Annotated in this window: 26 protein-coding genes; 16 read left to right on the top strand and 10 right to left on the bottom strand. The window is 69.8% G+C overall.

Annotated features, from left to right (window positions below):
- The first annotated feature begins 83 nt into the window (after positions 1 to 83).
- A complete protein-coding gene (gene purN, locus ON41_RS11025) occupies positions 84 to 707 on the top strand; it encodes a phosphoribosylglycinamide formyltransferase (protein ID WP_083905268.1) in 624 nt (207 codons plus the stop codon).
- 39 nt (positions 708 to 746) lie between these two features.
- Positions 747 to 1,673: an RNA polymerase sigma factor SigJ gene (gene sigJ / locus ON41_RS11020; RefSeq protein WP_051161229.1), complete on the top strand. Its 927-nt coding sequence runs from the start codon at positions 747 to 749 to the stop codon at positions 1,671 to 1,673.
- 165 nt (positions 1,674 to 1,838) lie between these two features.
- On the opposite strand, the gene ON41_RS11015 is transcribed toward sigJ, so the two are convergent.
- The 3 genes from ON41_RS11015 to ON41_RS11005 all read right to left on the bottom strand — a co-directional run bounded on the left by ON41_RS11015 (position 1,839) and on the right by ON41_RS11005 (position 5,475).
- Positions 1,839 to 2,354, bottom strand: a complete 516-nt coding sequence (locus ON41_RS11015; RefSeq protein WP_040747440.1) for an OsmC family protein — start codon at positions 2,352 to 2,354, stop codon at positions 1,839 to 1,841.
- Positions 2,355 to 2,421: 67 nt separating this feature from the next.
- Complete coding sequence (locus tag ON41_RS11010; RefSeq protein ID WP_040747438.1) at positions 2,422 to 4,536, bottom strand: amylo-alpha-1,6-glucosidase; 2,115 nt, start codon at positions 4,534 to 4,536, stop codon at positions 2,422 to 2,424.
- A 174-nt stretch (positions 4,537 to 4,710) separates the two neighbouring features.
- Positions 4,711 to 5,475 (bottom strand): MBL fold metallo-hydrolase, encoded by a 765-nt coding sequence (locus ON41_RS11005; RefSeq protein ID WP_040747516.1) that lies wholly within the window; start codon positions 5,473 to 5,475, stop codon positions 4,711 to 4,713.
- A gap of 71 nt (positions 5,476 to 5,546) precedes the next feature.
- On the opposite strand from ON41_RS11005, the gene ON41_RS11000 reads away from it, so the two are divergent.
- Entirely contained in the window at positions 5,547 to 6,515 is a 969-nt protein-coding gene (locus ON41_RS11000; RefSeq protein WP_040747436.1) for a GlxA family transcriptional regulator, read from the top strand.
- Here the strand turns inward: ON41_RS11000 and ON41_RS10995 are convergent.
- Positions 6,503 to 7,558: a LacI family DNA-binding transcriptional regulator gene (locus tag ON41_RS10995; protein WP_246461700.1), complete on the bottom strand. Its 1,056-nt coding sequence runs from the start codon at positions 7,556 to 7,558 to the stop codon at positions 6,503 to 6,505. The genes ON41_RS11000 and ON41_RS10995 overlap by 13 nt on opposite strands.
- A 156-nt stretch (positions 7,559 to 7,714) precedes the next feature.
- Between ON41_RS10995 and ON41_RS10990 the strand changes: the two genes are divergently transcribed.
- The 7 genes from ON41_RS10990 to ON41_RS10960 all read left to right on the top strand — a co-directional run bounded on the left by ON41_RS10990 (position 7,715) and on the right by ON41_RS10960 (position 13,476).
- Complete coding sequence (locus tag ON41_RS10990) at positions 7,715 to 9,034, top strand: aryl-sulfate sulfotransferase (RefSeq protein WP_040747434.1); 1,320 nt, start codon at positions 7,715 to 7,717, stop codon at positions 9,032 to 9,034.
- A 29-nt stretch (positions 9,035 to 9,063) separates the two neighbouring features.
- Positions 9,064 to 9,921: an ABC transporter permease gene (locus ON41_RS10985; protein ID WP_040747432.1), complete on the top strand. Its 858-nt coding sequence runs from the start codon at positions 9,064 to 9,066 to the stop codon at positions 9,919 to 9,921.
- Position 9,922: 1 nt separating this feature from the next.
- On the top strand, positions 9,923 to 10,675 hold the full coding sequence (locus ON41_RS10980) for an ABC transporter ATP-binding protein (RefSeq protein WP_040747430.1): 753 nt from the start codon (positions 9,923 to 9,925) through the stop codon (positions 10,673 to 10,675).
- 23 nt (positions 10,676 to 10,698) lie between these two features.
- Positions 10,699 to 11,661, top strand: coding sequence for an ABC transporter substrate-binding protein (locus ON41_RS10975; RefSeq protein ID WP_040747428.1), 963 nt, complete (start codon positions 10,699 to 10,701; stop codon positions 11,659 to 11,661).
- Between the two features lie 238 nt (positions 11,662 to 11,899).
- Positions 11,900 to 12,415: a gamma carbonic anhydrase family protein gene (locus ON41_RS10970; RefSeq protein WP_040747426.1), complete on the top strand. Its 516-nt coding sequence runs from the start codon at positions 11,900 to 11,902 to the stop codon at positions 12,413 to 12,415.
- Between the two features lie 187 nt (positions 12,416 to 12,602).
- On the top strand, positions 12,603 to 12,761 hold the full coding sequence (locus ON41_RS40130) for a hypothetical protein (RefSeq protein ID WP_221333420.1): 159 nt from the start codon (positions 12,603 to 12,605) through the stop codon (positions 12,759 to 12,761).
- A 94-nt stretch (positions 12,762 to 12,855) separates the two neighbouring features.
- The gene (locus ON41_RS10960) at positions 12,856 to 13,476 is read left to right on the top strand and encodes a TetR/AcrR family transcriptional regulator (RefSeq protein ID WP_040747422.1); all 621 of its coding nucleotides are present in this window, start codon (positions 12,856 to 12,858) and stop codon (positions 13,474 to 13,476) included.
- A gap of 14 nt (positions 13,477 to 13,490) precedes the next feature.
- Here ON41_RS10960 and ON41_RS10955 read toward each other — a convergent pair whose 3' ends face one another.
- Positions 13,491 to 15,239, bottom strand: a complete 1,749-nt coding sequence (locus ON41_RS10955; RefSeq protein ID WP_246461701.1) for an N-6 DNA methylase family protein — start codon at positions 15,237 to 15,239, stop codon at positions 13,491 to 13,493.
- A 127-nt stretch (positions 15,240 to 15,366) separates the two neighbouring features.
- On the opposite strand from ON41_RS10955, the gene ON41_RS10950 reads away from it, so the two are divergent.
- Entirely contained in the window at positions 15,367 to 16,866 is a 1,500-nt protein-coding gene (locus ON41_RS10950) for a DHA2 family efflux MFS transporter permease subunit (protein ID WP_051161226.1), read from the top strand.
- A gap of 12 nt (positions 16,867 to 16,878) precedes the next feature.
- Positions 16,879 to 17,451, top strand: coding sequence for a TetR/AcrR family transcriptional regulator (locus ON41_RS10945; RefSeq protein ID WP_040747418.1), 573 nt, complete (start codon positions 16,879 to 16,881; stop codon positions 17,449 to 17,451).
- Here ON41_RS10945 and ON41_RS10940 read toward each other — a convergent pair.
- Complete coding sequence (locus ON41_RS10940) at positions 17,448 to 18,242, bottom strand: nuclear transport factor 2 family protein (RefSeq protein ID WP_040747416.1); 795 nt, start codon at positions 18,240 to 18,242, stop codon at positions 17,448 to 17,450. The two genes, ON41_RS10945 and ON41_RS10940, sit on opposite strands and share 4 nt — an antisense overlap.
- Positions 18,243 to 18,386: 144 nt before the next feature.
- Between ON41_RS10940 and ON41_RS10935 the strand changes: the two genes are divergently transcribed.
- Positions 18,387 to 18,704 carry an ArsR/SmtB family transcription factor gene (locus ON41_RS10935; protein WP_040747414.1) on the top strand — a complete coding sequence of 106 codons (318 nt, stop codon included), beginning with the start codon at positions 18,387 to 18,389 and terminating at the stop codon, positions 18,702 to 18,704.
- Positions 18,701 to 19,255, top strand: a complete 555-nt coding sequence (locus ON41_RS10930; RefSeq protein ID WP_040747412.1) for an SRPBCC family protein — start codon at positions 18,701 to 18,703, stop codon at positions 19,253 to 19,255. The genes ON41_RS10935 and ON41_RS10930 overlap by 4 nt, the downstream gene beginning before the upstream one ends.
- A gap of 5 nt (positions 19,256 to 19,260) precedes the next feature.
- Here the strand turns inward: ON41_RS10930 and ON41_RS10925 are convergent, their stop codons facing one another.
- On the bottom strand, positions 19,261 to 19,458 hold the full coding sequence (locus ON41_RS10925) for a hypothetical protein (RefSeq protein ID WP_040747410.1): 198 nt from the start codon (positions 19,456 to 19,458) through the stop codon (positions 19,261 to 19,263).
- A gap of 295 nt (positions 19,459 to 19,753) precedes the next feature.
- Here ON41_RS10925 and ON41_RS10920 point away from each other — a divergent pair, with 295 nt between their 5' ends.
- Positions 19,754 to 20,314: a restriction endonuclease gene (locus tag ON41_RS10920; protein ID WP_051161225.1), complete on the top strand. Its 561-nt coding sequence runs from the start codon at positions 19,754 to 19,756 to the stop codon at positions 20,312 to 20,314.
- A 284-nt stretch (positions 20,315 to 20,598) separates the two neighbouring features.
- Here ON41_RS10920 and ON41_RS10915 read toward each other — a convergent pair whose 3' ends face one another.
- The 3 genes from ON41_RS10915 to ON41_RS10905 form a co-directional block, all read right to left on the bottom strand.
- Positions 20,599 to 21,900 (bottom strand): M20 metallopeptidase family protein, encoded by a 1,302-nt coding sequence (locus ON41_RS10915; protein ID WP_040747408.1) that lies wholly within the window; start codon positions 21,898 to 21,900, stop codon positions 20,599 to 20,601.
- A gap of 44 nt (positions 21,901 to 21,944) precedes the next feature.
- Positions 21,945 to 22,952: an MASE1 domain-containing protein gene (locus ON41_RS10910; RefSeq protein WP_218003417.1), complete on the bottom strand. Its 1,008-nt coding sequence runs from the start codon at positions 22,950 to 22,952 to the stop codon at positions 21,945 to 21,947.
- A 75-nt stretch (positions 22,953 to 23,027) separates the two neighbouring features.
- Positions 23,028 to 23,696 carry a TetR/AcrR family transcriptional regulator gene (locus ON41_RS10905; RefSeq protein ID WP_051161224.1) on the bottom strand — a complete coding sequence of 223 codons (669 nt, stop codon included), beginning with the start codon at positions 23,694 to 23,696 and terminating at the stop codon, positions 23,028 to 23,030.
- Between the two features lie 72 nt (positions 23,697 to 23,768).
- Between ON41_RS10905 and ON41_RS10900 the strand changes: the two genes are divergently transcribed.
- Positions 23,769 to 25,340 carry a succinic semialdehyde dehydrogenase gene (locus ON41_RS10900; protein WP_040747406.1) on the top strand — a complete coding sequence of 524 codons (1,572 nt, stop codon included), beginning with the start codon at positions 23,769 to 23,771 and terminating at the stop codon, positions 25,338 to 25,340.
- The last annotated feature ends 29 nt before the right edge of the window (positions 25,341 to 25,369 follow it).

The raw sequence follows: 25,369 nt of genomic DNA, 5'->3' as shown, positions 1-25,369 counted from the left end.
ACACACACCCACAATCCGAGCCTATCGACCCCCCTCGCCCCACCCCACATCACCCAGCAGCCCGCATGTGCGACACTGCCCGAGTGTCCGGAGTACACGTCGCCGTCCTGGCGTCACACAACGGCTCGAATCTGCGGGCCCTCCACCGCACCTCGCTCTCCCCCGACTCACCTTTCACGATCAGCCTCGTCATCAGCAACAACAGCGGATCCGGCGCGCTCGCCTTCGCCCGCGACGCGGGCATCCCCGCACTACACCTGTCCGGCAGCACCCATCCGGAACCGGAGCTACTGGACGCGGCGATTCGATCCGCGCTGACCGCCCACGAGACCGACCTGGTCGTGACCGCGGGCTACATGAAGAAACTCGGCCCCCGCACCCGAGCCGAGTACACCTCCAGAATCGTCAACGTCCACCCGGCGCTCCTGCCCCGCCATGGTGGAAAAGGCATGTACGGCAACGCCGTTCACGAGGCCGTCCTCGCCTCGGGAGACACCGTCTCCGGCCCGACGGTGCACCTGGTCACCGAGGATTACGACGCCGGACCGGTGCTCGCTCAGGCTCGGGTTCCGGTGGTGCCCGGCGATACCGCGGAGTCGCTGGCGGAGCGCGTGCTGGTCGCCGAGCACGATTTGCTTCCCGCGGTGGTCCGGCGGCTCGCCGCGTCGATGTCACACACCCCTACTCCACATCGTCGTCCCTGGTGAGCCCCCGATAGGCTCGGGCGGACGAAAGGGAGGCAGGACGTGACGGGCGAGGAACGGCGGGGGGATGTGGGCCGGGCGGAGTTGGCGCGCCGGTTCGAGGAGCATCGGCCCTATCTGCGCCGGTTGGCGTACAGCACGCTCGGCAGCCTCAGCGATGCGGACGACGTGGTGCAGGAGGCGTGGCTGCGGTTGCAGCGCTGGTCGGAGACCCGGGCCGAGGACGATCACATCGACAATCTGCGCGCGTGGCTGACCACCGTCACCGGGCGGCTCGCCCTGGACCAGCTCGGATCGGCTCGGGCCCGGCGGGAGCAGTACGTCGGCGACTGGCTGCCCGAACCGGAGGTCACCACCATGGACGATCCCGCCGATCGCGTCACGCAGGACGAGCGCGTCACCACCGCACTGCTGGTGGTGCTGGAGTCGCTGTCGCCCGCCGAACGGACCGCCTTCGTGTTGCAGGAGGTGTTCGGGATGTCCGGTCCGGAGGTGGCGGAGGTGGTCGGGCGCACTCCGGCCGCGGTGCGGCAGTTGGCCTCCCGGGCGCGCAAGCACGTCGAGGACGGCACGCCGCGCTTCCCGGCCAGCCGCGACGAGCACGAGAAGGTGGTGTCCGCCTTCGCCGTGGCCTGGCAGTCCGGCGACCTGGGCGCGCTGCTCGGCGTGCTGGACGACAAGGTCACGCTGACCGCCGACGGCGGCGGCAAGGTGCCCGCCATCCGCGAACCCGTGCGCGGCGCCGAACTGGTCGCCAAGCTGTTCTTCGGCTGGTACCGCGCGAATACCGGTGCGTGGGGCCGCAACGTCCTGGTCAACGGCCGCCCCGGCCTGGTCGTCTTCGACGGCAACCACACCGGCGTGTTCTCGTTCATCATCGATGACGGCCGCATCACCGGCATCACCGTCGTCCGCAACCCGGACAAGCTCCGCGAGCTGCCGGAAGGTGGGCCGGACTGGTACCTGTAGGAGACTTCCCGCCCTCTTCCCGAGGAAACTTCCCGCCCTCTTCCCGAGGAGACTTCCCGCCCTCTTTCCCGGCATGCTCTTGGCCGGGAACCACCTCGGCCACAGTGGATTCCGGCCAAAAGCATGCCGGAATAATGGTGGGTGGCGCTTCGGAGTTGCTGTGGCCTAGGCCGTGACCAGGGTCGTGTGGACCGGGGTCGGAGCGGCCGTCAGATCCAGGACCGGGCAGTGGGTGTCGACCACGCGTTGGAGGTCGGCGTAGCGGGTGGCGGGTTCCGGGCCCGTGACCCGGACGGTGACGCGGATTGCTTGGAAGCCCGGGCGGACGGCGTCGTCGAGGCCGAAGAATCCTCGGACGTCGAGGTCTCCCTCGGCCTCGATCGCGAGGTCGTCGATGGCGATGCCGAGCCGTTGCGCCCAGAAGCGGTAGGTCACCACCTGGCAGGAGATCAGGGCCGACAAGTAGACCTCGACCGGGTTGGGGGCGGTGTCCGTGCCGCCGAGGGCCGGTGGTTCGTCCACTCGCACAGTGTGTTTGCCGAGTGTGATCGTGCTGCCCACCGCGCCCTCGGGCGTTCCGGCCGCCCGGAACACCACGTGCGCCGCGGCCGGATCCCCGGCCACGGCGTCCGCGGTGGCGTCGACGATATCGTTGAGCGGAGTGCCGGTGCTGGCTGTCATGCCTGTCCACGCTACGAACGCGACGGCCGCGCGACGACGGTTGTACTCGCCCTGAGCCCAATGGTTCTCAGGATTGGCGCAGCTCCCAATCGCCGGGCAGCCCGTCGACCTTCACCGTGGTCCCCCGCGCCTCGATGGTGACCGTGGCCGGACCGAGCCGCAGGTCCGCCAGGCGCACCCGCCCCGCGCGATCGGGCAGGCGCGGGGCGATCGCGAGGGTGCGGTTGGGCACGTCGGGTTGCAGGCCCAGGTAGGACCGCATCAGCAGCAGCGGCGCGGCGCTGGACCACGCCTGCGGCGAACACGACGTCGGATACGGCACGGGCGCCGGGAAATCCTTACGGGTGAAGCCGCAGAACAACTCCGGCGGCCGCGCCCCGAACGCCTGGATCGCCTCGAGCAACCCGGCGGACAGCCGCTCGGCCAGCTCCGTCGCCCCGGGAATGTGGTGATAGCGCAGCAGCCCGGCGACGGCGATGGCGGTGTCGTGCGGCCACACCGACCCGTTGTGGTAGCTCATCGGGTTGTAGCGGCCCATGGCCTCGCCCAGTGTGCGCAGCCCGAATCCGCTGTCCATCCCGGATTCCGCGAGCCGCTCGATGAGCACCGCGGCCCGCTCGTCGGGCACGATCCCGGTCCACAGGCAGTGCGCGACATTGCTCGACAGCGCGTCCACCGGATTCTTCCGCGCGTCCAGAGCCATGGCGTACCACCCGGATTGGGGCAGCCAGAACGACTCGTCGAAGCGCGCCTTCAGCTCGGCGGCCCGGGTGCGCAGCCGGGAGGCGGTGGCCGCGTCGCCGAACGCCTCGGCGATATCGGCCCGGCCCAGGCACGCGGCATAGACGTAGCCCTGGACCTCGCACAGCGCGATCGGCGGATCGGCGAGGTGCCCGTCGGCGAACGAGATCGCGTCCCAGCTGTCCTTCCAGCCCTGATTCGCCAGCCCCTGATCCGTCTTGCGGCGATATTCGACGAACCCGTCGCCGTCGGTGTCGCCGTAGGAGTCCATCCAGGTGAGGGCGGCGTCGGCCGCGGGCAGCAGCGCCTTCACGATCGATTCCTCGGCGCCCCACCGCCAGCATTCGGCCAGCAGCATGACGAACAGCGGCGTCGCGTCGACGGTGCCGTAGTACACCGTGCCGCCGAGCACCTCGTCCCCGGCGGGACCGTGCCGCATCTCGTGCATGATCCGGCCCGGTTCCTCCTCGGTGATCGGATCGACCTTCGCCCCCTGCAGCGCCGCCAGCTGCTGCAGGGTGCCCAGTGCCAGATCGCTGTCCAGCACCAGCGCCATCCACGAGGTGAGCAGGCTGTCGCGGCCGAACAGTGTCATGAACCACGGCGCGCCGGCGGCCACGTAGGTCGGCGCGTCGCCGCCCTGATCGTCGATGCGCAGCGCGCCCAGATCGCCCTCGGTGCGCAGCAGGATCGTCGTCAGGCCCGGATCGGAGGCGGTCAGGCTGGTCGCCGTCGCGCGCCACTGCTTCATCCGGTAGGTCGGGCTGTCCTGATCGTCGTCGCTGAAGTTCATATCGACGGCCCGGTGCCCGATGATCGGCCGGCAGCGCACGGTGGTCTGCCAATGCCCCCGCCGCGGCACGACGATTCGCCAGCTGAAGGCCCCGGGCTGGGCGTCGGGATCGCCGTCGGCGCTGATGGTGAGCCCGCGACCCGGATCCTCCCGGTCGGTCAGATGCAACTCGTCGTCCGCGGCGGTCAGATCGCAGCTGCCGCCGTGCACCTGCCCCGCCTTGACCGCGAACAGATCGGCGAAGTCGGAGTCCACGGTCAGCGACAGGGTCATCGCCGTGTCTTCGTCGCCGAGGTTGTACACGGCGATGATCTCACGCATACCGTCGCCGATCATGCGGCGGCGCAGCACCAGCACCGAACTGTCCGCGACGCCCTGCCGGGCGGGTTTGCGCAGCACGAACCGCGCCCGGAAGGCCTCGGGCATCATCACCGACAGCTGTTCGGGCCGGTGCCCGTCGACCCGCAGCTCCCACCGCGACACGACTCGCGCATCGCGATAGAACAGCCCCTGGGAGGTCCCGGCGTTGATGTCGCCGAGCGGGTCGGACAGGCAGAACGTGCTGGCCTCGACCAGCGTCACCACACCGCCGCCACCGCCGATGATCGGCATCGGCTGGCCCGCGTTGAACACCGCCGGCCCGCTCATACCCGCCCGCCGACCGCGGTTTCGCGCAACTGCTCGAGACTCATCGCCTGACTCCTCGTCGGTGAGGTGGGAAGAGCGACCGGACGAACATGTAGCGGGAACCACGCTGTCAGAAACGATCTACCCGCTCAAGACCGCGTGGTTTGCCCCCGGCGGTTGTTATCCCATCGTTGCCTACACCGAGAACTCCGTACCGAGCGGAGGGATCCGCAGCTGAGCCTCGCGGCCGCCGTAGGCGAAGGTCCTGCGCAGGTGGTCGAGGGTTTCGGTGAAGTGCGCCCAGCCCTCGGCATGGACGGGCACGATCACGGCGTCGCCCAGCGCCGCTGCCGCCGCCACGGCGGTGCGCGCGTTGAGGGTGACGTCGATATCGCCGAATCGCCCGACATTGGCCGCGCCCACATTGAGCAGCGCCACGTCGATCGGGCCCAGCCGGGACACGATCCGCTCGACGTACTCCACCGAGGCGTTGTCGCCGGAGACGTACACCGTCGGCAACCCGTCGGCCCGCAGGACGAATCCGGTCACCGGCCCCGACAGCGCCTCCGCCCTCTCGGGGCCGTGCAGGGCGGGGACGCCGGTGACGGTCACCGGCCCGATCCGCACCGACTCCCAATTCGCCAGTCCCCGAACGCCTTCCATCCGCCCCGCGGCCTCGGTCGTGGACAGCACGTGCTCGACCCCGGCCAGGAATGCCCGCCCCGCGTTGTCGAGATTGTCGGCGTGCTGATCGTGCGAGAGCAGGACGACATCCACCGGACCCACCCGGTCCGCGGGCACGGCCGGACCGGTCAGCTTGTGCAGTGGAACCGGCCCGGTGTAGTCGCCGGGCGCGTCGAAGGTGGGGTCGGTCAGCCAGGTCAGCGCGCCGTACCGGAAACGCACCGTGGGTCCGCCGATGTGCAGCAGGTCGACTGTGGTGGAGATCGTGTTCGTCATGAGCATCAGTCTCATCGGCTGGCCTCGGCCCCGTAAGTGGCCCGAGGGACACGCTACGATAAAATCGGGCCATGCAGACTGTGGCGGTCCTGGCCTTCGAGGGCATCAGCCCCTTCCACCTGTCGGTGCCCGGCCTGGTGTTCGGCCGCATCGGCATGAGTTCGGGCGGCCCCGCGCCCTACCGCGTCGACGTCTGCGCCGAGCGGCCCGGAACCCTCTCCACCCCAGCGGGTTTCGATATCTCGGTGCGCCACGGCCTGGACGCCTTCGACCGTGCCGACGTGGTGGTGATCCCCAGCTGGCGTCCCGGTCTTGCGCTGCCCGCCGCCGTGGGCGACGCGCTCGGTCGCGCCCACGGCCGCGGCGCCCGCGTCGTCGGCCTCTGCCTGGGCTCCTGGGCGGTCGCGGCCAGCGGTCTCGCCGACGGCCGCGAGGTGACCACGCACTGGTCCGCCGCCGACGAGCTGGCCCGCGCCTTCCCCGCCGTGCGGGTGCGCGCCGATACCCTCTGGTCGGATCTCGGCGATGTCGTCACCTCCGCGGGCGTGGCGGCCGCCCTCGACTGCTGCCTGCACATCGTGCGCACCGACCACGGCAGCCGCGCCGCCACCGAACTGGCCCGCAACCTGGTACTGGCCCCGCACCGCAGCGGCTCGCAGGCCCAGTACATTCCGGTCGCGGTGCCCGACGCCACCGACGACGACCCGATCGAGCACGCGATGCTCTGGGCCCGAACACATCTGGACGAACCCCTCGACCTCGACGGGTGGGCCCGCATCGCCCTGATGTCACGCCGCACCTTCACCCGCCGCTTCCGCGAACGCACCGGCGGCAGCCCGCAGCAGTGGCTGCTGCAACAGCGCGTCGACCGCGCCCGCCTGCTGCTGGAATCGACCGACGACACCATGGACCGCATCGCCGCCGAGACCGGCCTGGGCACGGCGGTCAACCTGCGCCACCACTTCCACCGCACGCTGGGCCTGTCCCCCGCGGCCCATCGCGCCCAGTTCCGCTCGCTTCCGGCCGGTCAGCCGGCCTGAGCCGCCGTCCGGGTGAGCGTCACGGAACGCGTTGCGCAGCCACAGGTCTCACCGCGGCTGAGGGATACCTCGAGCGGGACGAGGTCCTCCGGATCGGGGCGGGCGCGGAGAATGCGGTCGAGGGCGCGGCGGGCGATCGCGTCGATGGGCTGCTGCACGGTGGTGAGCGTCAGCTGGCCGTAGGTGTTCGTGACATCGCCGTCGAAACCGACGACGGCGATATCGGCCGGGACCCGCACCCCGGCATCGGTCACGGCCCGAATGACCGCGGCCGCTTGCCCGTAGGTGCCGACCACCAGCCCGCCGGGCGCCATACCGGCGGCCAGATGGCGGCTGACCGCGTGATACGCCCCGGCGGGCGTGAGGTCGGTGCGGATGGCGCGAGCGGCCGGTCCGGCCATCGTCGCGTAGCCCTCGTACCGCTGGGCCACGGTCTCCCGGTCGCCGTGTTCGGCGTCGTCGGGGGTGAACCCGCCGACGAAGACGACATCGGCGCGGCGATGCTCGACCACGAGATGGTCGGTGGCGAGCGCGCCCGCGCGGACGTGGTCGGCCCCGACCACGGGTGAGTCGACCGGCCCCCGATTGTTGTGCACCCACACGATCGGAATCCGCGCCTGCGCGCAGAGCCCGGCCGTGGCCACGCCGGCGACACCGCCCACGACGATCAGGCCGTCGATACCGGAATCGGCGAAGGCGCCGACGAATTCGATCTCCCGTTCCGGGTCGTACCCGGTATTGCCGATGAGCGTCAGGTGATCACGACGCCGCGCCTCGACCTCGATATGCCCGACGAGCGCCCCGAACAGCGGCAGCCTGAGATCGGGGACGAGCAGACCGATCTGACGCCAGCGGCGGGGCCGCCGTAACGCGCGCGCGATCCGGTCCGGCCGATAGTCGAGTTCGTTCAGCGCCGCGACGACCCGCGCCCGCAGGGCGTCGGACACCGGTCGCGGGCCGTCGTTGAGGACGTAACTCACTACGGCCGTGGACGTCCCCGCCCGCCGTGCGACGTCGGCCAGGGTCACTCGCTTGTCGGTCATTCGCCGATCCATTCTCTTCGGTCGTGCGCCGGGCGGCAAGAGTTCGAACCATGCTGATTCTCTCACCGTATGTGCAGGTCAACGGCTACGCAAATCGATTAGATTAGTAACGTCCGCGACCCACGGTCGCAACATCCGACTGGTGGAGTAACCCCTATGTCCTTCGTACGGCCGACCGGCGTCACCTACTTCGATCCGGAACAGGCGCATCACAGCTACATCCTCTACTCGGGCGCGGATTCGGTGACGCGGCTGATCGACCTGAACGGCGGCGTGCTGCGGGAGTGGCCCTACGCGGGCGTGCCGCCGCGCCTGCTCGATCCCGCGCTCACCGGCGGCCGGATCGGCGATGTCGGCGTGCAGCTTTCGGCCGGTGACGACCCCCGCGGCGGGATCTACGCGAACGGCACGGTGGGCCAGTTGTCCTGGTCGGGCGAGCGGGTGTGGGAGTGGGGGCGGCAAGCGCCCGGCGGCGCGGCCCGGCAGAACCACGACTGGGAGCTGCTCCCGAACGGGAATCGCCTGCTGCTGGTGACGATCCCGCGCGCGGTCCCCGCCCTCGGCCCGCATGTCGTGGGCGATCAGGGGTTGTACGAGGTCGGGCCCGACGGCGAGATCGTCTGGGAGTGGCGCACCGGCGACCACCTCGAGGAACTGGGCTTCTCGGCGGCGGGCTGGGAGGCGTTGCGCGCCACCGTCGCTCGCGATCCGGACGACCCGTGGGGCTATCTGGAGATGAACAGCGCCAAGACGGTGGGCCCGAACCGCTGGCACCGCGCCGATCCGGACAGCGTCTTCCAGCCCGACAACATTCTCGTCAGCTATCGCAAGGCGAATATCGTCGCGCTGATCGACAGGGCCACCGGCTCGATCGTGTGGAAGCTGGGCCCCTACTTCCCGGCCGAGCCTGGCGCGCAGCACCAGCGGATCAACGCGCACAAGGTCCCCCGCCCGCTGGACCAGATCTCCGGGCAGCACAACCCGCACGTGATCGCCGAGGGCCTGCCCGGCGCGGGCAACATCCTGGTCTTCGACAATCAGGGCGGGGCCGGGTATCCCCCTGCGGCACTGGGGATCTACGCCGGATCGCGGGTGCTGGAGATCGACCCCGTGACCGAGCACATCGTGTGGCAGTACACCGCCGAGGATTCGGGCCTGCCGTCGTGGACGTTCTTCAGCTCGTTCGTGAGCAACGCGCAGCGGCTGCCGAACGGCAACACGCTCGTCACGGAGGGGATGAACGGCCGGCTGTTCCAGGTGACGCCGGACGGGCAGGTGGTGTGGGAATACCACTCGCCCTACGAGGGTTTCGGCGTCGCCGGCGAGCCGGAGGTCCGCGAACCCCGGGTCCCCGGCGTCGACCGCGCCACCCGCACGCGGCTGGTCTATCGCGCGCAGGCCGTGCCCTTCGACTGGACGCCCGGCGACACGCCCAGGGCCGCACCCGTTCCCGTCGATCGGCGCACCACGCCCTGAATCCCGTTCCCTCCCAGGAAGTTCGACCCATGACCACATCGAGCCTGTCCACCGCACCGGACACCACGCCGTCCCCGCCACCCGAATCCCGGCGGCGCACCCGCCGCCGGAGCCCGCGCCGCGGCGGAGAACGCTGGCGCGCGGCCGGGGGCACCCTCGCCGGTCTGGCGCTGGCCGCCCTCGTGTGGACACTGATCGTCGCCACCGGACACTTTCCGGCACAACTGTTTCCGAGCGTGCCGAAGATCGCGGCGGCCGGGCACACGCTGTGGTCGGACGGGCTGCTGATCCCGGATATCACCGCCAGCCTGCGGCGCGCCCTGCTGGGATTCGCCGCGGGGTCGGCCGCCGGAGTGGCCGCCGCGATCCTCACCTCGAGTACGGCCGCGGGGCGCAGGCTCTTGCAGCCGGTGCTGCGGCTGCTGTCCCCGGTGCCGACCATCGGGCTGGTGCCGCTGGCGATCCTGTGGTTCGGGCTGGGCGAGAACAGTAAGACCCTCGTCATCGCGCTGGGCGTCTTCGTGCCGGTGTGGATCAACAGCCACGCCGGATTCGCCAGCACCCCCGCCGATTTCCTGCGCGCCGCCCGCTGCCTCGGTGCGGGCCGCGCGCAGACCCTCGCCCGCGTCGTCGTTCCCGAGGCGCTTCCCGATGTGGCCGCGGGGCTGCGAGTGGGGGCGGCCATGGCGTTCGTGCTGATCGTGGTCGCCGAGATGACCGGCACCACAGCGGGTATCGGCTACCGGATCTATCAGGCGCAGCTGTTCTCCCAGGCCGACCGCCTCATCTTCTGCCTGATCGTGCTCGGGATCATCGGCGCCGCCTGCGATCTGGCCATCGCCACGATCACCGCGCCGATCACCCGCTGGGCCCGCGAGGAGCGTTGAGATGACGATCGCCGCGCACGACCTCGTCGTGCACTTCCCGGACAAGCCCGCCCCCACGCTGGACACGATCAGCATGACCGTCCCGGACGGCACCTTCCTCGTCCTGGTCGGCGCCTCGGGCAGCGGCAAATCGACACTGCTGCACTGCCTCGCCGGACTCCTCGCGCCGACCTCGGGCACGGTGGTCGACGGCGACGAGACGGTGACCGCGCCCGATCCGCGCCGTGGGGTCGCCTTCCAGCGCGACGTCCTGTTCCCGTGGATGAGCGTCGCCGACAACATCACCTTCGCGCTGCGGGCCCACCGCGTGCCGCGCGCCGAGTGGCGCGGGCGCACAACGGAACTCCTCGATCTGGTCGGGCTGCCCGCCGAGGTCGCGCGGCAACGGCCGAGCCGGCTGTCCGGCGGTATGCGCCAGCGCGTCGGGCTCGCGCGGCTGCTGGCCGGGGAACCCGCGACCATGCTGATGGACGAGCCGTTCGCGGCGCTGGACGCCCTCACCCGGCTGCGAATGCAGGACCTGCTCATCGATCTGTGGACGCGGCTGCACCGCACCGTCGTCTTCGTCACCCACGACGTGGACGAGGCGATCCGGCTGTCGGACACCGTCGGCGTGCTGAAGGACGGCCGGATCACCAGCCACATCACCAATCCGCTCCCCCGGCCCCGGCCCGCCGCGGCCCTCGCCGACCAGCCCGGTTACAGCGAGTTGCGCCGCCGCCTGCACCACGAACTCGGCATCGACCACCACTGACCTCCCCCGGAGAAGAGAGACCCATGAGAACCCCGACCCGGCTGCTCGCCGCCGCCCTCGCCCTCGCCGCACTGTCGATATCCCTTGTCGCCTGCGGTAATTCGGACGACAGCGATCCCTCGACCCTCACGGTCGGATTTGTCGTCGACCCGTCCTGGGCGCAGATACCCGTCGCCCAGCGCGCGGGGACCTTCGACAAACACGGCGTGAAGGTGAAGGTGGTGAACTTCCCCTCCGGCGTCGAGGCGCTCCAGGCGCTGGCCGCGCACCAGGTCGACGTCGCCACCGCCGCCGATGTGCCCACCGCCGCCACCCTGACCAGGTCCCCGTCGCTGCGGGTCGTCGGGGACGGATCCCGCTGGCAGGGATCGCGGATCGTCGCCCGGCGCAGCGCCGGGATCGCCACGGTCGCGGATCTCGCGGGCAAATCCGTCGGCACCCCCCTGGGCACCAGCGCGGCCTACTTCGCCGCCGACACCCTCGCCGCGGGCAAGGTGGACGCGAAACTCGTGCAGGTCGCCCCGCAGGCCACGGTCACCGCGGCGAGCCAGCGCAATGTCGACGCCGTCTCGATCTTCCAGCCGTATCAGGCCCAGGTCGTCGCGGCGCTCGGCGGTGACGCGATCGAACTGGCCGGCGGCGGCTACAACCAGCACAGCCTCTACCTGGCCACCGACACCGCGACCACCCGGAAAGCGGCCGCCCTGTCCGGCTTCTTCGCCGCCCTGGACGAGGCGGGCGCACAGCTCACGGCCCGCTCCGCCGACGCCCTGACCGCCGTCGCCGAGGCCACCCAGCTCGCCCCCGACCTACTCCAGAAGGTCCTGCCCGAATTCGACTTCACCCTCCAACTCCGCCCCGACCTCGCCCCGCAACTCACCGCCCTCGCCACCTGGGCCCAAACCCAGGGCTCGATAGAGAAGTCCGTAGCCCTGCCCGACTACGGCCCCCTCCTCGACAGCGCCTTCCTGAAGCAGGGCAACTAACCGCCCTCTCACTACCTCCTCACCACCCCCAGCACAGCACCGACCGTATTTCCGGCATGCTTTTGGCCGGAATCCGCAGTGACCGAGGGGGGATCCCGGCCAAAAGCATGCCGGGAAAGCAGGGAAGTCAGACCGGGAGAGCGGGAAGGCAGACCGGGAGAGCGGGAAGGCAGACCCGGAGAGCGGGAAGGCATGCCGGGAAGTGGGGGGACCTACCTGGGAACTATGTTCGGTGATCATGAGGATTCGATTGGGTGAGCACGAGCCGGAGGTCCACGAGAGTGCGTGGATCGCGCCGAACGCTACCGTGATCGGGCGGGTGCGGCTCGCGGCCGAGGTGAGTATCTGGTACTCGGCGGTGGTCCGGGGGGATATGGAGGACATCTCCGTGGGCGCCGGGAGCAATATTCAGGACGGCTGTGTGCTGCATGCCGACCCCGGCTTTCCGCTGACCGTGGGCACGGGAGTCTCGGTGGGGCACAACGCGATCCTGCACGGCTGCACGATCGGCGCCGACGTGCTGGTCGGGATGGGCGCGACCGTCCTCAACGGGGCGGTGATCGGCGCCGGGAGTCTCATCGCCGCCAACGCGCTGATTCCGGAGGGCGCCGAGATCCCGCCCGGCTCCCTGGTCGCGGGCGTCCCGGGCAAGGTGCGGCGCGAACTCGGCGAGGCCGAACGGGATCGCATCCGCCTGAATGCCGCAGTGTACCGGCACAATACGGACACCCACCGGGGCGCCACCGAGGTGTGAGACACACCACACTGGTCAAGCGTCCATCTTCGTGTCTTGCTAGCATTCGGCCAGCGTGCCCCGGTCCGGGCCTCCTGCGCCGATCACGGATTCGGACGGCTCGTCACGCGAGGCGAGCCACGCCCGGACGGCGGGTTCGCCACGAAGGCGAGCAGGAGGTTCAACGGTGTCGTACGAGTGTTCCGGTATGCACCGACACGCAGGGCGGATCAGCGTCGCCGATATCGCCGCGCAACCGGGGGGAATCGAGGCGCTCCAGCGTAGGATTCACGAATTGCGTTCCAGCGGAATAGATTTCGCCGCCAACGCGATCGAACAGGAGATGACGGACCTGAACCTCCGCTGATCCGGCCGCGATTCCGGGTGCGATCCGATGAGATAATGATTGCCACCCTTCCGCATCGACGCGGTGTCCGACAGCGATTTCGACTGGAGATTCGATGCCATCCGTCCCACCGATCCTGGCGCGCATCCTCGAGAAGCCGCGAGCCGACGGCGAACAACTGCTGGAGAGCGCGCTGTCGGCGTTCCTCGACTTCGGGATCAAGCGCACCAGCATGGGTGAGATCGCCCGCCGCGCCGGGATCAGCCCGGCCACGCTGTACCGGCGCTTCGAGTCGAAGAACGAACTGGTCGAGGCGGTCGGTGTGCGGGAGGCGCAGCGGTTCGTCGCCGAGATCGAGCGGCGGGTCGCCGATATCGCCGATACGGAGGACCAGCTGGTCGAGGTGTTCGTCGCGTTCATCACGCTGCTGGCCCGCAACGAGCTGCTGCAGCGGCTGCTGCGCACCGAACCGGATCTGATCCTGCCGCGCCTGACCACCGACGCGGGCGCGATCCTCGCGGTCGGCCGCGCCTATCTCGCCGACAAGCTGCGCGGGCTCCAGGAGACCGGCGCCACACCGGATTTCGACGCCGACCTGGTGGCCGAGATCATGGCCCGCCTGGCCCAGTCGCTGGCCCTGACACCCGACGGGCTGATCCCGCTCGGCGACCAGCAGGCCGCGCGCGAGTTCGCCCGCCGCACCCTGATGCCCATGGTCGGCGTGCCACGCGCCTGAATTCCTAGGAATTACTAGGACTCCAGGCGGAACGCCGCCGCCACCCGCTCGTCGACCACCTCGGGCACCGGATCGATGCCGTCGTCCACGATGCCGCGCACCAGCTCCGCCAACGCCGCCGCGGCCGGTGTCGCCGGATCGGGCAGCGGGAGCCGCGCGACGTACTGGGTGATCCACCGCCGCCGGCCCGCGTACAGCCGATTGCCGCAGACGGCGTCGTAGAAACGCAGCCCCAGCGTCGAATTCGCCACGCCCATCAGCAGATACGGCAGCGCGTCGTCGCCGATGTCCGGCAGCGAGATCCAGTAGCAGTCGCCGTTCACGATCGCTCCGCTGCGATCCAGCGCGAACCGCGGCCGCACGCTGATATCGGGGAACACCAGTTTCGGGAAGGCCCACAGGTGCGGCCGCTGCGGCACCCAGATCTCGTACCACTCGCGCCCACCGGAGACGACGTAGCCGCGCGCGGCCAGCCGGTCCTTGTGGTCGGCCAGATACGCTGCGGCCAAGGGGTATTCACCGAGATCGACCGGCGTGCGCCGCGTCCGGGTGATGTCGTAGGGGTACAGCACCCGGGTCGGGCGCTCCCGCGCGATGCGCCACGGCGCGAGATCGTGATGGGTCAGCAGATCGAACAGCAGCTCCGTCTCCGGCCGCGGCTCGCACTGCTCCCACCTGTCGGAGATGAACACCCGGTCCGCGGTCGTCTTGATCCCCACCCGGATTCGCGCCACCTCCCCGAACGTCCGCCACGTCCCCTCCCCCACCTGCCGCAGCCACCGGTCGGTCCCGGGCCGCGACATCCGCCAGGGCACCGCCGGATCCACCGAAGAACACTCCTCGACCGATATTTCGTCACCCGTGGCCCGGAAGGCCGGTCGGGAGAGTATCTCCGTCGCGGGATCGCCCGGTGCGAGCGTGCCCACCTCGATGGCGATGACCCGGCCCGAGTGGGTGACCAGCGTATCGGCGGTCCCGTTCAGAGCGGCGAACAGGTCTGTGCCGGTGACGTTTTCACCGGTTCCGAGTTCGTAGGCGGAGACGTAGCGGCAGGGATCGTCCGGATGCGCCCGGACGGCGATGGTGATCGCCGGGAGGACCGCCGCGTCGAACAGCCGGGTGTCACCCAGGTCGTACAGCTCGACCGGGTGCAGGTCCGACCGCAGTAACGCGCGCAGGTTCGTCCCGGCCTTGGTGGTGAGAAATCGGTTGGCGCACAACAACCCCAGCACGCCACCGGGCCGCAGCAGCCGGGGCACGCACGCCACGAACGGATGCGTCAGATCGATGCGCCCGCTGAGGCCGAACCGGCGGCTCAGCAGCCGCGCGGCCGCCGAGCCCAGCTGCTGGGTGCGCACGTACGGCGGATTGGTGATCACCACGTCGAAGCTCTCGCCCGCCAATTCGTCGGCGGCACTCAGGAAATCGCCCTCCCGCCAGTCCGCGTCCAGCCCCTCCGCGCGTTCGCGCGCCACCCGGATCGCCGCCGCGTTCAGGTCGAAACCCGTGAGCCGCACGCGAATTCCCGGAAACCGCGACGCCACGGCCCGCTCGACGGCCAGCAGCAGCTCACCGTCACCGCAGGCGGGGTCGAGCACTCGCAACTCCCCCCGCGGCGCCACGTGCTCCGCGACCCGTTCGGCCAGGAACCGCGCCAGCCGCTCCGGCGTGTAGTGCCGCCCGTGCCGCTTGCGCGCCACCGCACCGCCGAGCCCCACGTCCGCCCGCCGGTCCGCCGATGCCTGCCCGCCCCAGCCATCCATACGGGGCATTGTGCCCGGCCCGCCGCCCCGCCGCGCGGATTGCGGCGGCTTGTCCCCGCCGTCTTGACACCCAGCCGAATTTCGTAGTTACTATGTTTTCGAAGTCACTTCGATTTTTGGAGATCACATGGAAGTCGTATCTCGCCGCCGCTGGCTGGTCCTCGGCGCGATCGCGTTGTCGACGCTCACCGTCGGCCTGGACACCACGGTGCTCAACGTGGCCCTGCCGACCCTGGCCCGCGAACTCGGTGCGGACAGCGCCGCACTGCAGTGGTTCGCCACCGCCTACACGCTGACACTGGCCGCGCTGATGATTCCCGCCGGAACGCTCGGCGACCGCTTCGGACGCAAGCGCCTGTTCGTGGCGGCGCTCGCGGTCTTCGGAGTGGCATCGCTCGGCTGCGCGCTCGCGCAATCACCGGGGCAGCTGATCGCCGCGCGCATCGTGCTCGGCATCGGCGCCGCGGCACTGATGCCGCTGTCCACGGCGGTGATCGCGGTGCTGTTCCCCGAGCCCGCCGAACGCGGCCGGGCGGTGGGCGTCTCGATGACGATGGTCATGCTGGGTATGCCGCTGGGGCCGATCCTCGGCGGGCTGCTGCTGCGGAACTTCTGGTGGGGGTCGGTATTCCTGATCAACCTGCCCATGGTCGCGATCTGCCTGCTCGCCGTGGGCGCCATGCTGCCGGAATCGCGCAGCGCCACACCGCATCCCGTGCACCTGCCCGGAATCGCGCTGTCCAGCGCCGGACTCTTCGCACTGACCTACGGGTTCATCCGGGCCGGCGACCGGGGCTGGAGCGATGCCGCGGCGTGGGTGTCCGTCGCCGCGGGGGCGGCGCTGCTGGCGGTCTTCGTTCTCCATCAGCGGCGCGCCGCGCATCCGGTGATCGACCTCGGCCTGTTCGCCCATGACGGATTCCGCTGGGGCGCCGTCTATTCGGTGTTCATGAGCTTCGCCATGTTCGGCGTCATGTTCACGATTCCCCAGTACATGCAGGCGGTGCTGGGCGCCGACGCCTTCGGCAGCGGTCTGCGGCAGCTGCCCATGGTGGGCGGGCTCATGGGCGCCAAACTCCTGACCGGCCGACTGACGGGCCGCCGGGCGCTGCTCGTCGGGTTCGCACTGCTGGCGGCCGGTGCTGCCATCGGATCGGCGACCACCGCGCACAGCCCGTACTGGTTCGCGGCCTGCTGGATCGCGATCGCCGGGCTGGGCCTGGGCATCGTGATGCCCGCCTCGGTGGCGATGGCCGTGGGCGCGCTGACCCGGGACCGCGCGGGTTCCGGGTCCGCCCTGCTGAATTCGCTGCGGCAGGCCGGCGGCACCATCGGCGTGGCCGTCCTCGGCACGGTGCTGGCGACGCGCTACCACGGCGCGCTCGGTGATCTGAACCATCCCCCGTTCTCGGAGGGTGTGAGCCCGGGCGTGGCCGCCGCGGCCGGCGATTCCGCGATGGTCGAGCACGTCCGGGAGGCGTTCATGAGCGGCACGAGTTCCCTGCTGTGGGCGTGCGCGGGCATCTGCATGCTGGCACTCGGCACCCTGGTGACCGCCCGGATCCGCGCGAAGAACGCACGGCCGGAACCACACCGCGAGGAAATCGGAGTGGCTTCGACTCCGTAGTAGGGTCGGGCCATGGCAGGGCTGAGGGAACGCAAGAAGGCACAGACGCGCAAGCGGCTGGCCGACGTCTCCTTCGCCCTGTTCCGCGAGCGCGGCTTCGACAATGTCACGGTCGCGGAGATCGCCGACGCCGCCGATATCGCGGTCAGCACGCTGTTCTCCTACGTCCCCAGCAAGGAAGCGCTGATCTTCGACCAGGACGACGAGTTCGAGCGCGCCGCGGTCGACGCCGTCCGCGACCGCGCCGCCGGGACATCGATCATCGACGCCCTGGAGGCGCACATGATCGCCCTGCGCCGCGCCGAGCCCGACGACGGCCCGAACCGCGCGGATTTCCAGGAACTGCTGGGCACGACGCCCGCCTTGCAGGAATACGCCGAGCGCATCTTCCGGCGCTGGGAGGACAGCCTGGCCGTCGCGATCGCCGAGGAGGCGGGCCTGCCGCCCGCCGACCCGGGTATCCTCAGCCTGACCCGATTCGTCATGGAGGCCAACGGAATCGCCGATCGGCAACCGAATCCCGAAGGGGCGCTGCGGGAAATCTACGACCGGCTGCGCCGCGGCTGGGGCGATATCGGCGGCTAGACGAACACCCGCACGGCCGACACCCGCTTACCGCCGCGGGCCAGCTCCAGTTCGGCGATGCCCCGGCCGTCGCCGGTCGTCACCGTCGCGGTCACGAACCGGCCCGCGCCGATGGTCTTGCCGACCTCGATGCCACCGGCTCGGCCGACGAATCCCTCGACGCCGAGCGGTGTTCCGGCCCAGCGCAAGCTCGCGTCGGGGGTGAGCGCCGACCGGACAGCCGCTCCTTCCCCGCGGCCCGCCGCGCGCAGCAGGTCGGTCGCCGCGCGCTTTCCGGCGGCGCCGACGCGCACGAAACCGCGTGCGAAGCCGAGCGCACCGCCGATGCCCTGATTACCCAGCAGCTGTGGGGCCAGCTTCGCCGCGGCCGTCAGACCCGGGACGCCCGCGGCCAGCAGCTGCCCGATCATCACCGGCAGCTCCCAATGGGCATGCAGCTCAGTGATTTTCAGCTCGCCGCCGACCTGTGCGACGTCGTAGCGCAGATGCATGGGCACCCGCAGCGTCACGCCCGTCGACATGGTCGTCTCGATGGCGAGATCGCGGTAGACGGCCATCCCGCACACCACGTCCTGCTCGATCCGGAAGGCGATGCCGTTGGGCGCGATGAAGGTGTCGTAGAAGCGCTCGATCGCCGCGGTCCCCCGATGCGGTCGCGATCCGACCGGATCCTCCACCCGGGCGCCGTCCGCGAACAGCCCGACCCAGGCGGCGCGATCGTGCGCGGCGACGGCCTGCGGCGACCGCTCGACGGTCGCCAGCAATTCGGCGGCGGATGCGGTGGACGACATCGGCCCCCCTTCACACTTCGGTTCGGACGGTACGTCCCCAATCTATAACCTGTTCCAATTCGATGTGCGAAAACGAGTGCGGCTAGGGATTCAACTGAATATATGCCTTGTGCGGTATATACGTGAAGAAGTATATTAGCTCCCGTGGCAACAGATCCGTTCTCCGTGGTGGCCGAGCCGCAGCGCCGCAGGATTCTCGACCAGCTGCGCGCCGGCGACGCCACCGTCGGCGACCTGGCCGTCCGCCTGCGGGTATCGCAGCCGACGGTGTCCAAGCATCTGAAGGTGCTGCGCGACGCGGGCTTCGTCACCTGCGAGGTGGCGGCACAGAAGCGGATCTATCGCCTCGCCCCCGGCCCCTTCGAGGATCTCGACCGCTGGCTCGCGCCCTACCTGCGGCTGTGGAACCGGCACCTCGACGCCCTGGGCCGTCACCTCGACCGGAAGGACCCGACCTCATGACCACGGACCGCTACACCCCGACCGCGTTGCAGGGGGCCGAACTCGTCGACGACAACGGCGCCTGGTCGCTCGTCTTCACTCGCGCCTTCCCTCAGGACCGCGAGGCGGTCTGGTCCGCCCTCACCGAACCGGACGAGTTGCGCGAATGGGCGCCCTACACCGCCGACCGCTCGCTGGCCGCGCCCGGCCCGGTCGTCCTCGTCATGATCGACGGGGACGAGCGACAGGAACTGCCCGGCGAGGTCGTCACGGCCGACCGGCCGTCGTTGCTCGAATTCACTTGGGGCACAGACCTGCTGCGCTGGGAACTGAGCGCCCACGAGGGCGGCACCCTGCTGCGGCTGACCCACCGGCTACCCGAGCGCGAGCAGGCCGCCATGGTGGCGGCGGGCTGGCACATCTGCCTCGACGTCGCCGCCGAGCTACTCGCCGGCAGCCCTGTCGGCCCCATCGTCGGCGCCGCCGCGCTCGACCACGGCTGGCGGGACCTCAACCGGCAGTACGCGGCCCGGCTGGACGTCCCGGTGATCGAGCCGCCGATCGAGGGGTAGACGCCTCACTGGGTCCACAGATCCGCGTTCGGCAGATCGGCCAGCGCCTCGGTGACCTGGTCGTCGATCTGGACATCGACGCCGTGGCGGGTCAGCTCGGTCGCCAGCCGCGCCGCGATCGTCGGCGCGGCACGATAGTTGAGCACGACCCCACCCTGGGGGAACCGCATCTGCACATGGACCACGCGCTGAACATCGGCCATTGCGTCACACCCACCAGACTCCGGTTTGCACGATTGCGTTCGGCATCTTTCGAGCAACCGCCAGTGTATCGGCGGTCACGCCGTCACGCGCCCCCGAAGATCGCGGGCACGGGCGACGCAACCACTCAGGTTTGCTGGCAACCCCTGGCGAAAAGACGGGACATGCCCGCCCACCTCGGCCCACCGCCGCGACAGCCGGGCCGTACACCGGACACATACCGGACAACCGCGTCACCCCTACTCCCGTCCTGTATGTCCGAGCAGACTGCACGATCACCGAAGTCAGGAGAACCGGATGTCGAAGGTGCCGCTCACTCCCATGCTCGTGCAGTACTTGACCGCATTGTGCTGCCTGCGACGGACCCCTGAGGCGGTCAAGATCACCATTGGTGAGATGGTGGAAGACGAAGCAGCCGAGTCAACGCGGGACGTCGATGTGACAGTCACAATCAGCGAATCCGGCTCTGTGACCGACGCATTCATGGCCTATGAGGTGAAGCATGAGGGTCCCGCCTTGGATGTGGCCAAGGTAGAAAGCCTCTGCCTGAAGGTGAACGATATGCCGACGATTACGCACCGTGCGATCGTTTCGACTTCCGGTTTCTCGGCGACGGCACAGAAGAAGGCTGCACGGCACGGCGTCGACCTGTACCAGCTGAAAGAGTGGACACGACCGCTTCAAGAGCAATTCCCGCTGTTGGAGATGACTGGCACCGTGCTGCGGACATTTCCCCTGACATCGTCGGACACTGCAAACGGACCTACACGCTGCGGACCGCAATGGCCGCACACGCACACGCTTGATGTTGCCGCCGACGAGGTCTACTTCCGCAAGGTGATGCCATCTGCCGCATAGATACGGTTACGATCACCGGGTTCCTGCGATGGGAACTCGGTGAGACGCCGCCCGCATATATTGTCGAACGAGTTTCTGATGGCGAGGCGTTCGCTGGCGCGCTGGTTTCGCCAGGTGAGCGGCCCGGCCAGATGATCGCTTTTGTCTTCAGTCCGACGAGGCACATCAGAATGCCATTCGGAAGCTCGAGCTGGAATACAAAGAGGGATCGGTCTGGACATGACCGTACAGTCAATCTGACTGCGCCCCAATGCAACTGCCCGGCGACCTGCCGTCGGGGCCTGCTAGCGCGGCAGCAGCGTCCCGCTCAGATGGTCGTAGGCCACGTAGGCGTGTAACCGCACCCCGGTGACCAGGGTGTCGTCGTCGGCGTAGAAGTGCGGGTTGTGGTTGAACGCCATTCCGCGGCCGCCGGGAGCGGGCCGTGGCCTGCCTGCCTCGTCGAATTCGGCGTCCTGCACCCCGAGGGTGACGTAGAGGCCGCCGTACCTGTTGACGAATTCGGAGACGTCGTCGTAGCCCAGCGTCGCGGCCGTCTGCACCACATCGTCCCCGGCGACGCGCCGGAACGTCGGCAGCGCGGCCTCGACCCACTCGGCGGCGTTGTGCACGGCGGGCACGTCCTGGAGGAAATCCACGGTGCCCGAACAGTTGTGGGCCTGCGCGGTGTGAGTGGCCAGGGTCCGCAGTCGCGTCTGCACCTCGCCCATATCGGATTCGACGGCGCAGCGGATGGTGCCCCACAGCGTCACCCGGCGGCCGATGATGTTGAACCGGCCGACGTCCTCGACGTGCCCGATGCTGACGGTGACCGGATCGAACGCGTCGACCTGCCGGTACAGCTGGCCTATTCCGGTGAGGATCGCCCCGGCCGCCGGCATCGGATCGATACCCATCCACGGCGTCGACCCGTGCACCTGCTGCCCGTCGATCACGATCTTCACCAGGCACGAGGCCCCGAACTGATTGCCGACCCGGTAACCGATGACGCCCTTCGGATAGGGCGTGACATGGAATCCGAAGGCCATGGTCGGCCGCGGATCGTCGCACGCGCCCGCCGCGATCATCGCGCTCGCGCCGCCCGGCTCGTCGACCGGCGGCCCCTCCTCGGCGGGCTGGAAGACGAAAAGCACTGTGCCGGAGAGCTTCTCCCGCGCGCCAGCGAGCACGGTCGCCGCACCCAGGAGCATCGCGGTGTGACAGTCGTGCCCGCAAGCGTGCGAGACCGAGAACGGGCCACCCGGATACGTCTCGTCCACCACGTGCGAGGCGAACGGCACGCCGCATTCGTCGGGCACGGGCAGCGCGTCGATATCGGCCCGCAACGCGATCACCCGGTCGCCGGGGCCGCACCGCAGCACACCCACGACACCGTGCCCGGCGATACCGGTACGGACCTCGTCCAGCCCGAGCGATCGCAGGTGGTCGGCGATCAGCCGGGCGGTATTCACCTCACGGTTGGACAGCTCCGGATGCTGATGCAGGTGACGCCGCCACCGCACGACCTGGTCGGCGACCGCGTCGGCGGCCTTGTCGAATTCGTCGTAGAGCGCACTACCGGACATCGGGAACTCCCGTTCTGCCATGGGACGCCGGCCAGAGCGTACTACGCGCCGTGACCGGCGGGCCGTCACGGCGAGTTCTCGCGCGTGCCCGCGGGGTTACCGGATTGGAAGCGGTCGACCACGTCGGCGATGCCGTCGCCGAGCGTGCTGCCGCGGCCGAGCAGGGTCACGGCCTGGGCCAGCTGGGCGCAGGCGTCGTCGACGGCCGCGCGGGCGCGGTCGCGCTGCACGATCACCGTGGCGTGCAGCAGCGCGGTGAGCGTGACCGACGCGTTGAACAGTTGCAGGTGGATCATCTTCGCGGTGAGGTCCAGGCCGGCGTACACCGGCAGATCGCGCGACGCCGCGACGGTGGCGACGATCGACGCGATCAGCGCGCACGGCATCGCCCCGGCCAGCTGGAAACGCAGCGCGGACCAGATGAGGAACGGGAAGACCAGGAACAGCAGCGGCGCGGAGCTGTAGGCGCCGACCACCGCGACGGCGGCCGTCCCCACCAGCACGACCGTGCCTTCGGCGACGCGGAAAGGGTTGAGCGCCTTCGGGACTCGCACGGAGTCGGCCATGAGTAGCAGTGGCGTGAACGTGAGGACGCCCATGGCGTCACCGGTCCACCACACCGACCACGTCCCCCAGAAATTCCGCGACCCGTCCGCGAACACCGCCAGCGCCAGGCTCCCGGCCGTGGCGCTGATCAGCATCCCGCCCAGCGCGCCGAGGAATACCAGCGCCAGCGCGTCGCCGAGCCGATCGAACCGATTGCGAAAACCCGCCCGCCGCAACAGAAGATACGCACACACCGGCGCCGCGGTGTTCCCGAGCGTGATGGCCACGACCGCGAGGAGCGACGGGCCGAGGGCGACGTTGGTGACGAACGCGCCCAGCGCGATACCGGGCCAGGTGCGCACCCCGAAGACGAGCAGGCAGGCGAGGGCGATACCGGTCGGCGGCCAGATCGGGGTGACCTGCTCGCCGACGAGGGCGAGCCGCAAACCGACCTGGGCGGCCCCGAAATACGCGGCAGCCACGGCGACGATCCCCGCCCCTGCCACCGCCCGCGTGCGGAACGACACAATCAGCAAGGATACCGCCCGCCGACGGCGCGGCGGAATCTCGATCTTGCTCTCCGGCTTGCGGTTTCGGGCACACTACTCGGGCGGCCCCGCGAGGATCGCAGTGACCACGTCGATGAGTTCGCTCATCACCTGATCGGGGGTGAGCCGGACGCCCGAGATCGCGAGCAGATTCTGGGTCTGATGGACGTCGCCAAGGACCTGGAAGGTGAGGGTCATGGCCTGCGCGAGCCGGAAACGCACGGCGTGGCGCGGCAGTTCGGGATAGCGGCGTTCCAGCAACGCGGTGAAGCGCACGGCCTGATCGATGAAGCCGTCGGCGACGGTGGTCAGCGCCTGATGGCCGCTGCCGAGAATGCCGGCGATGAACTTCACCCAGGCCGCGCCCTCGCCGACGGCCATCTCCCACACCGGCACCACGAACGCCTCCGCGAGCCCCCGCGCGCCGACCTCGCCGGAACTCTCCATCTCGTCGAGCAGCGCCGTGCGCCGGGTGGCCACGGCATCGCTGCGCTGCCGAATGAGCGCCTCGATCAGCGCGTCCTTGGACCCGAAGTGGTAGTGCACCGAGGCGACGTTGGTCCCGGCGGCCGCCATCACCGCCCGCAGCGATACCGCGTCGACCCCGCGCTCGGCGAACAGGCGCTCCGCGGCCAGCACCAGGCGGCGATCCGTCGGCATCGCCATTTCGTCCGCGGTCACGCGGAGTTCGGACTCGCCCGTTCCATTCGTCACCTGCCGCATTGTAATCACCCGCGGACCAGCATCTCCCGCTATCTCTATCAAGTGATCTAATCAACTGATAGAGTCGCCCGCATGACTGCTGGAACCGGTACCACGGGTACGCCCGCGGCCCCTGTGCACGATCTCGCCGGACTGACCCGGCTCGTCACCGGAGATCCCGGCGATACGGTTCCGGTGGTCGAGGTCTTCACGGGGACTCCGGTGGCGTCGCTGCCGCAGTCGTCGGAGGCGGATGTCGACAGGGCCTTCGCGCGCACCCGGTCCGCGCAGGCCGACTGGGCGCGGTGGCCGGTGCGCGATCGGCTGGCGGTCTTCGAGCGATTCCATCGGCTGGTACTCGAGCACCACCGGACGATCGCGGATCTGATCCAGATCGAGACGGGCAAGTCGCGCCGGATGGCGTTCGAGGAACTGTGCGATATCCCGATGGCCACCAGCCACTATCTGAAGCACGCGCGCCGGTTGCTGCGGCCGGTGCGGCATCCGGGCGCGATCCCGTTCGTCAGCACGTCCACCGAGGTGCGCAAGCCGCGCGGCGTGGTGGGGGTGATCGCGCCGTGGAACTTCCCGTTCGCGATCGGCTATTGCGATGCGATCCCGGCCCTCATGGCGGGGAACGGGATCGTGCTCAAACCCGACAACCGGACCCCGCTCAGCCCGGCCTACGGCCTGAAGTTGTTGCGCGAGGCGGGAATTCCCGAGGGCCTGGTCCAGATCGTCTGCGGCGACGGCCCGGTGGTGGGTCCCGCGGTGGTGGATCGGGCGGACTTCGTGATGTTCACCGGGTCCGAGGCCACCGGGCGGCGGGTCGCCGCGCAGGCCGCGGGCCGGCTCATCGAGTCGTGTATGGAACTGGGCGGCAAGAATCCGATGATCGTGCTGCCCGACGCCGATCTCGGCGCGGCCGTCGACAGCGCGATTCCGGGCGTCTTCAACAACACCGGCCAGCTGTGCCTGCACGTCGAGCGCATCTACGTGCACGCCTCGCGGTATCCGGAGTTCCGCGACCGGTTCGTCGCGCGGGTCGCCGAGATGCGCGTCGGGGCCGGATACGGCTTCGACGCCGAGATGGGCGGGCTGGTGTCGGAGGAGCATCGCGACCGGGTGGCCGCGCATGTCGAGCAGGCGCGCGCCCGCGGGGCCCGGGTGCTCACCGGCGGCCGGGCGCGGCCGGATCTGGGGCCGACGTTCTACGAGCCGACGGTGCTCGAAAACGTCACGCCGCGAATGGATCTGTTCGCGGAGGAGACCTTCGGCCCGGTGGTGGCGCTGTACCCGTTCGCGTCGGTGGACGAGGCCGTGCGCCTGGCCAACAACACCCGCTACGGCCTCAGCGCCAGCGTGTGGGGCCGCGACCTGCGCGCGGCCCGCGCGGTCGGCGCCCGCCTCGAGGCCGGGCACGTGAACGTGAACGACAGTGCGGCGCTTGCCTATGCGACCAAGAACGCCCCCTCCGGCGGCTTCAAGGCGTCGGGCATCGGCGTCCGCAACGGCGACCAGGGCCTCCTGAAATTCACCGAGTCCACCAACGTAGCCACCCTGAAACGCCAGGTCCTCACTCCCCCACCGAACCAGCCCTACGAGAAGTACGTCACCAGCACCCTCGCCATGCTCCGCACCATGCGCCGCTTCCGCCTCCGGTGACAGCAAAGGCGTTGCCGTGGAATGTTTTC

The sequence above is a fragment of the Nocardia transvalensis NBRC 15921 genome (assembly GCF_000308875.1).
Taxonomy (GTDB): domain Bacteria; phylum Actinomycetota; class Actinomycetes; order Mycobacteriales; family Mycobacteriaceae; genus Nocardia; species Nocardia transvalensis.
Note: the sequence above shows the minus strand (reverse complement) of the source record. Positions and strands in the feature narration are given on the sequence as shown.

Coding starts and splice junctions, on each gene's coding strand:
- ON41_RS10980 (WP_040747430.1), top strand. CDS start 9,923: ATGACGATCGCCGCGCACGACCTCGTCGTGCACTTCCCGGACAAGCCC.
- ON41_RS11015 (WP_040747440.1), bottom strand. CDS start 2,354: ATGACAGCCAGCACCGGCACTCCGCTCAACGATATCGTCGACGCCACC.
- ON41_RS11000 (WP_040747436.1), top strand. CDS start 5,547: ATGCAGACTGTGGCGGTCCTGGCCTTCGAGGGCATCAGCCCCTTCCAC.
- ON41_RS10905 (WP_051161224.1), bottom strand. CDS start 23,696: ATGCGGCAGGTGACGAATGGAACGGGCGAGTCCGAACTCCGCGTGACC.
- ON41_RS10950 (WP_051161226.1), top strand. CDS start 15,367: ATGGAAGTCGTATCTCGCCGCCGCTGGCTGGTCCTCGGCGCGATCGCG.
- ON41_RS10975 (WP_040747428.1), top strand. CDS start 10,699: ATGAGAACCCCGACCCGGCTGCTCGCCGCCGCCCTCGCCCTCGCCGCA.
- ON41_RS11010 (WP_040747438.1), bottom strand. CDS start 4,536: ATGAGCGGGCCGGCGGTGTTCAACGCGGGCCAGCCGATGCCGATCATC.
- ON41_RS10920 (WP_051161225.1), top strand. CDS start 19,754: ATGTCGAAGGTGCCGCTCACTCCCATGCTCGTGCAGTACTTGACCGCA.
- ON41_RS10925 (WP_040747410.1), bottom strand. CDS start 19,458: ATGGCCGATGTTCAGCGCGTGGTCCATGTGCAGATGCGGTTCCCCCAG.
- ON41_RS10955 (WP_246461701.1), bottom strand. CDS start 15,239: ATGGATGGCTGGGGCGGGCAGGCATCGGCGGACCGGCGGGCGGACGTG.
- ON41_RS10985 (WP_040747432.1), top strand. CDS start 9,064: ATGACCACATCGAGCCTGTCCACCGCACCGGACACCACGCCGTCCCCG.
- ON41_RS10990 (WP_040747434.1), top strand. CDS start 7,715: ATGTCCTTCGTACGGCCGACCGGCGTCACCTACTTCGATCCGGAACAG.
- ON41_RS10945 (WP_040747418.1), top strand. CDS start 16,879: ATGGCAGGGCTGAGGGAACGCAAGAAGGCACAGACGCGCAAGCGGCTG.
- ON41_RS10900 (WP_040747406.1), top strand. CDS start 23,769: ATGACTGCTGGAACCGGTACCACGGGTACGCCCGCGGCCCCTGTGCAC.
- ON41_RS10915 (WP_040747408.1), bottom strand. CDS start 21,900: ATGGCAGAACGGGAGTTCCCGATGTCCGGTAGTGCGCTCTACGACGAA.
- ON41_RS10960 (WP_040747422.1), top strand. CDS start 12,856: ATGCCATCCGTCCCACCGATCCTGGCGCGCATCCTCGAGAAGCCGCGA.
- ON41_RS10940 (WP_040747416.1), bottom strand. CDS start 18,242: ATGTCGTCCACCGCATCCGCCGCCGAATTGCTGGCGACCGTCGAGCGG.
- ON41_RS10930 (WP_040747412.1), top strand. CDS start 18,701: ATGACCACGGACCGCTACACCCCGACCGCGTTGCAGGGGGCCGAACTC.
- ON41_RS40130 (WP_221333420.1), top strand. CDS start 12,603: ATGCACCGACACGCAGGGCGGATCAGCGTCGCCGATATCGCCGCGCAA.
- ON41_RS10970 (WP_040747426.1), top strand. CDS start 11,900: ATGAGGATTCGATTGGGTGAGCACGAGCCGGAGGTCCACGAGAGTGCG.
- ON41_RS10995 (WP_246461700.1), bottom strand. CDS start 7,558: ATGACCGACAAGCGAGTGACCCTGGCCGACGTCGCACGGCGGGCGGGG.
- ON41_RS11005 (WP_040747516.1), bottom strand. CDS start 5,475: ATGACGAACACGATCTCCACCACAGTCGACCTGCTGCACATCGGCGGA.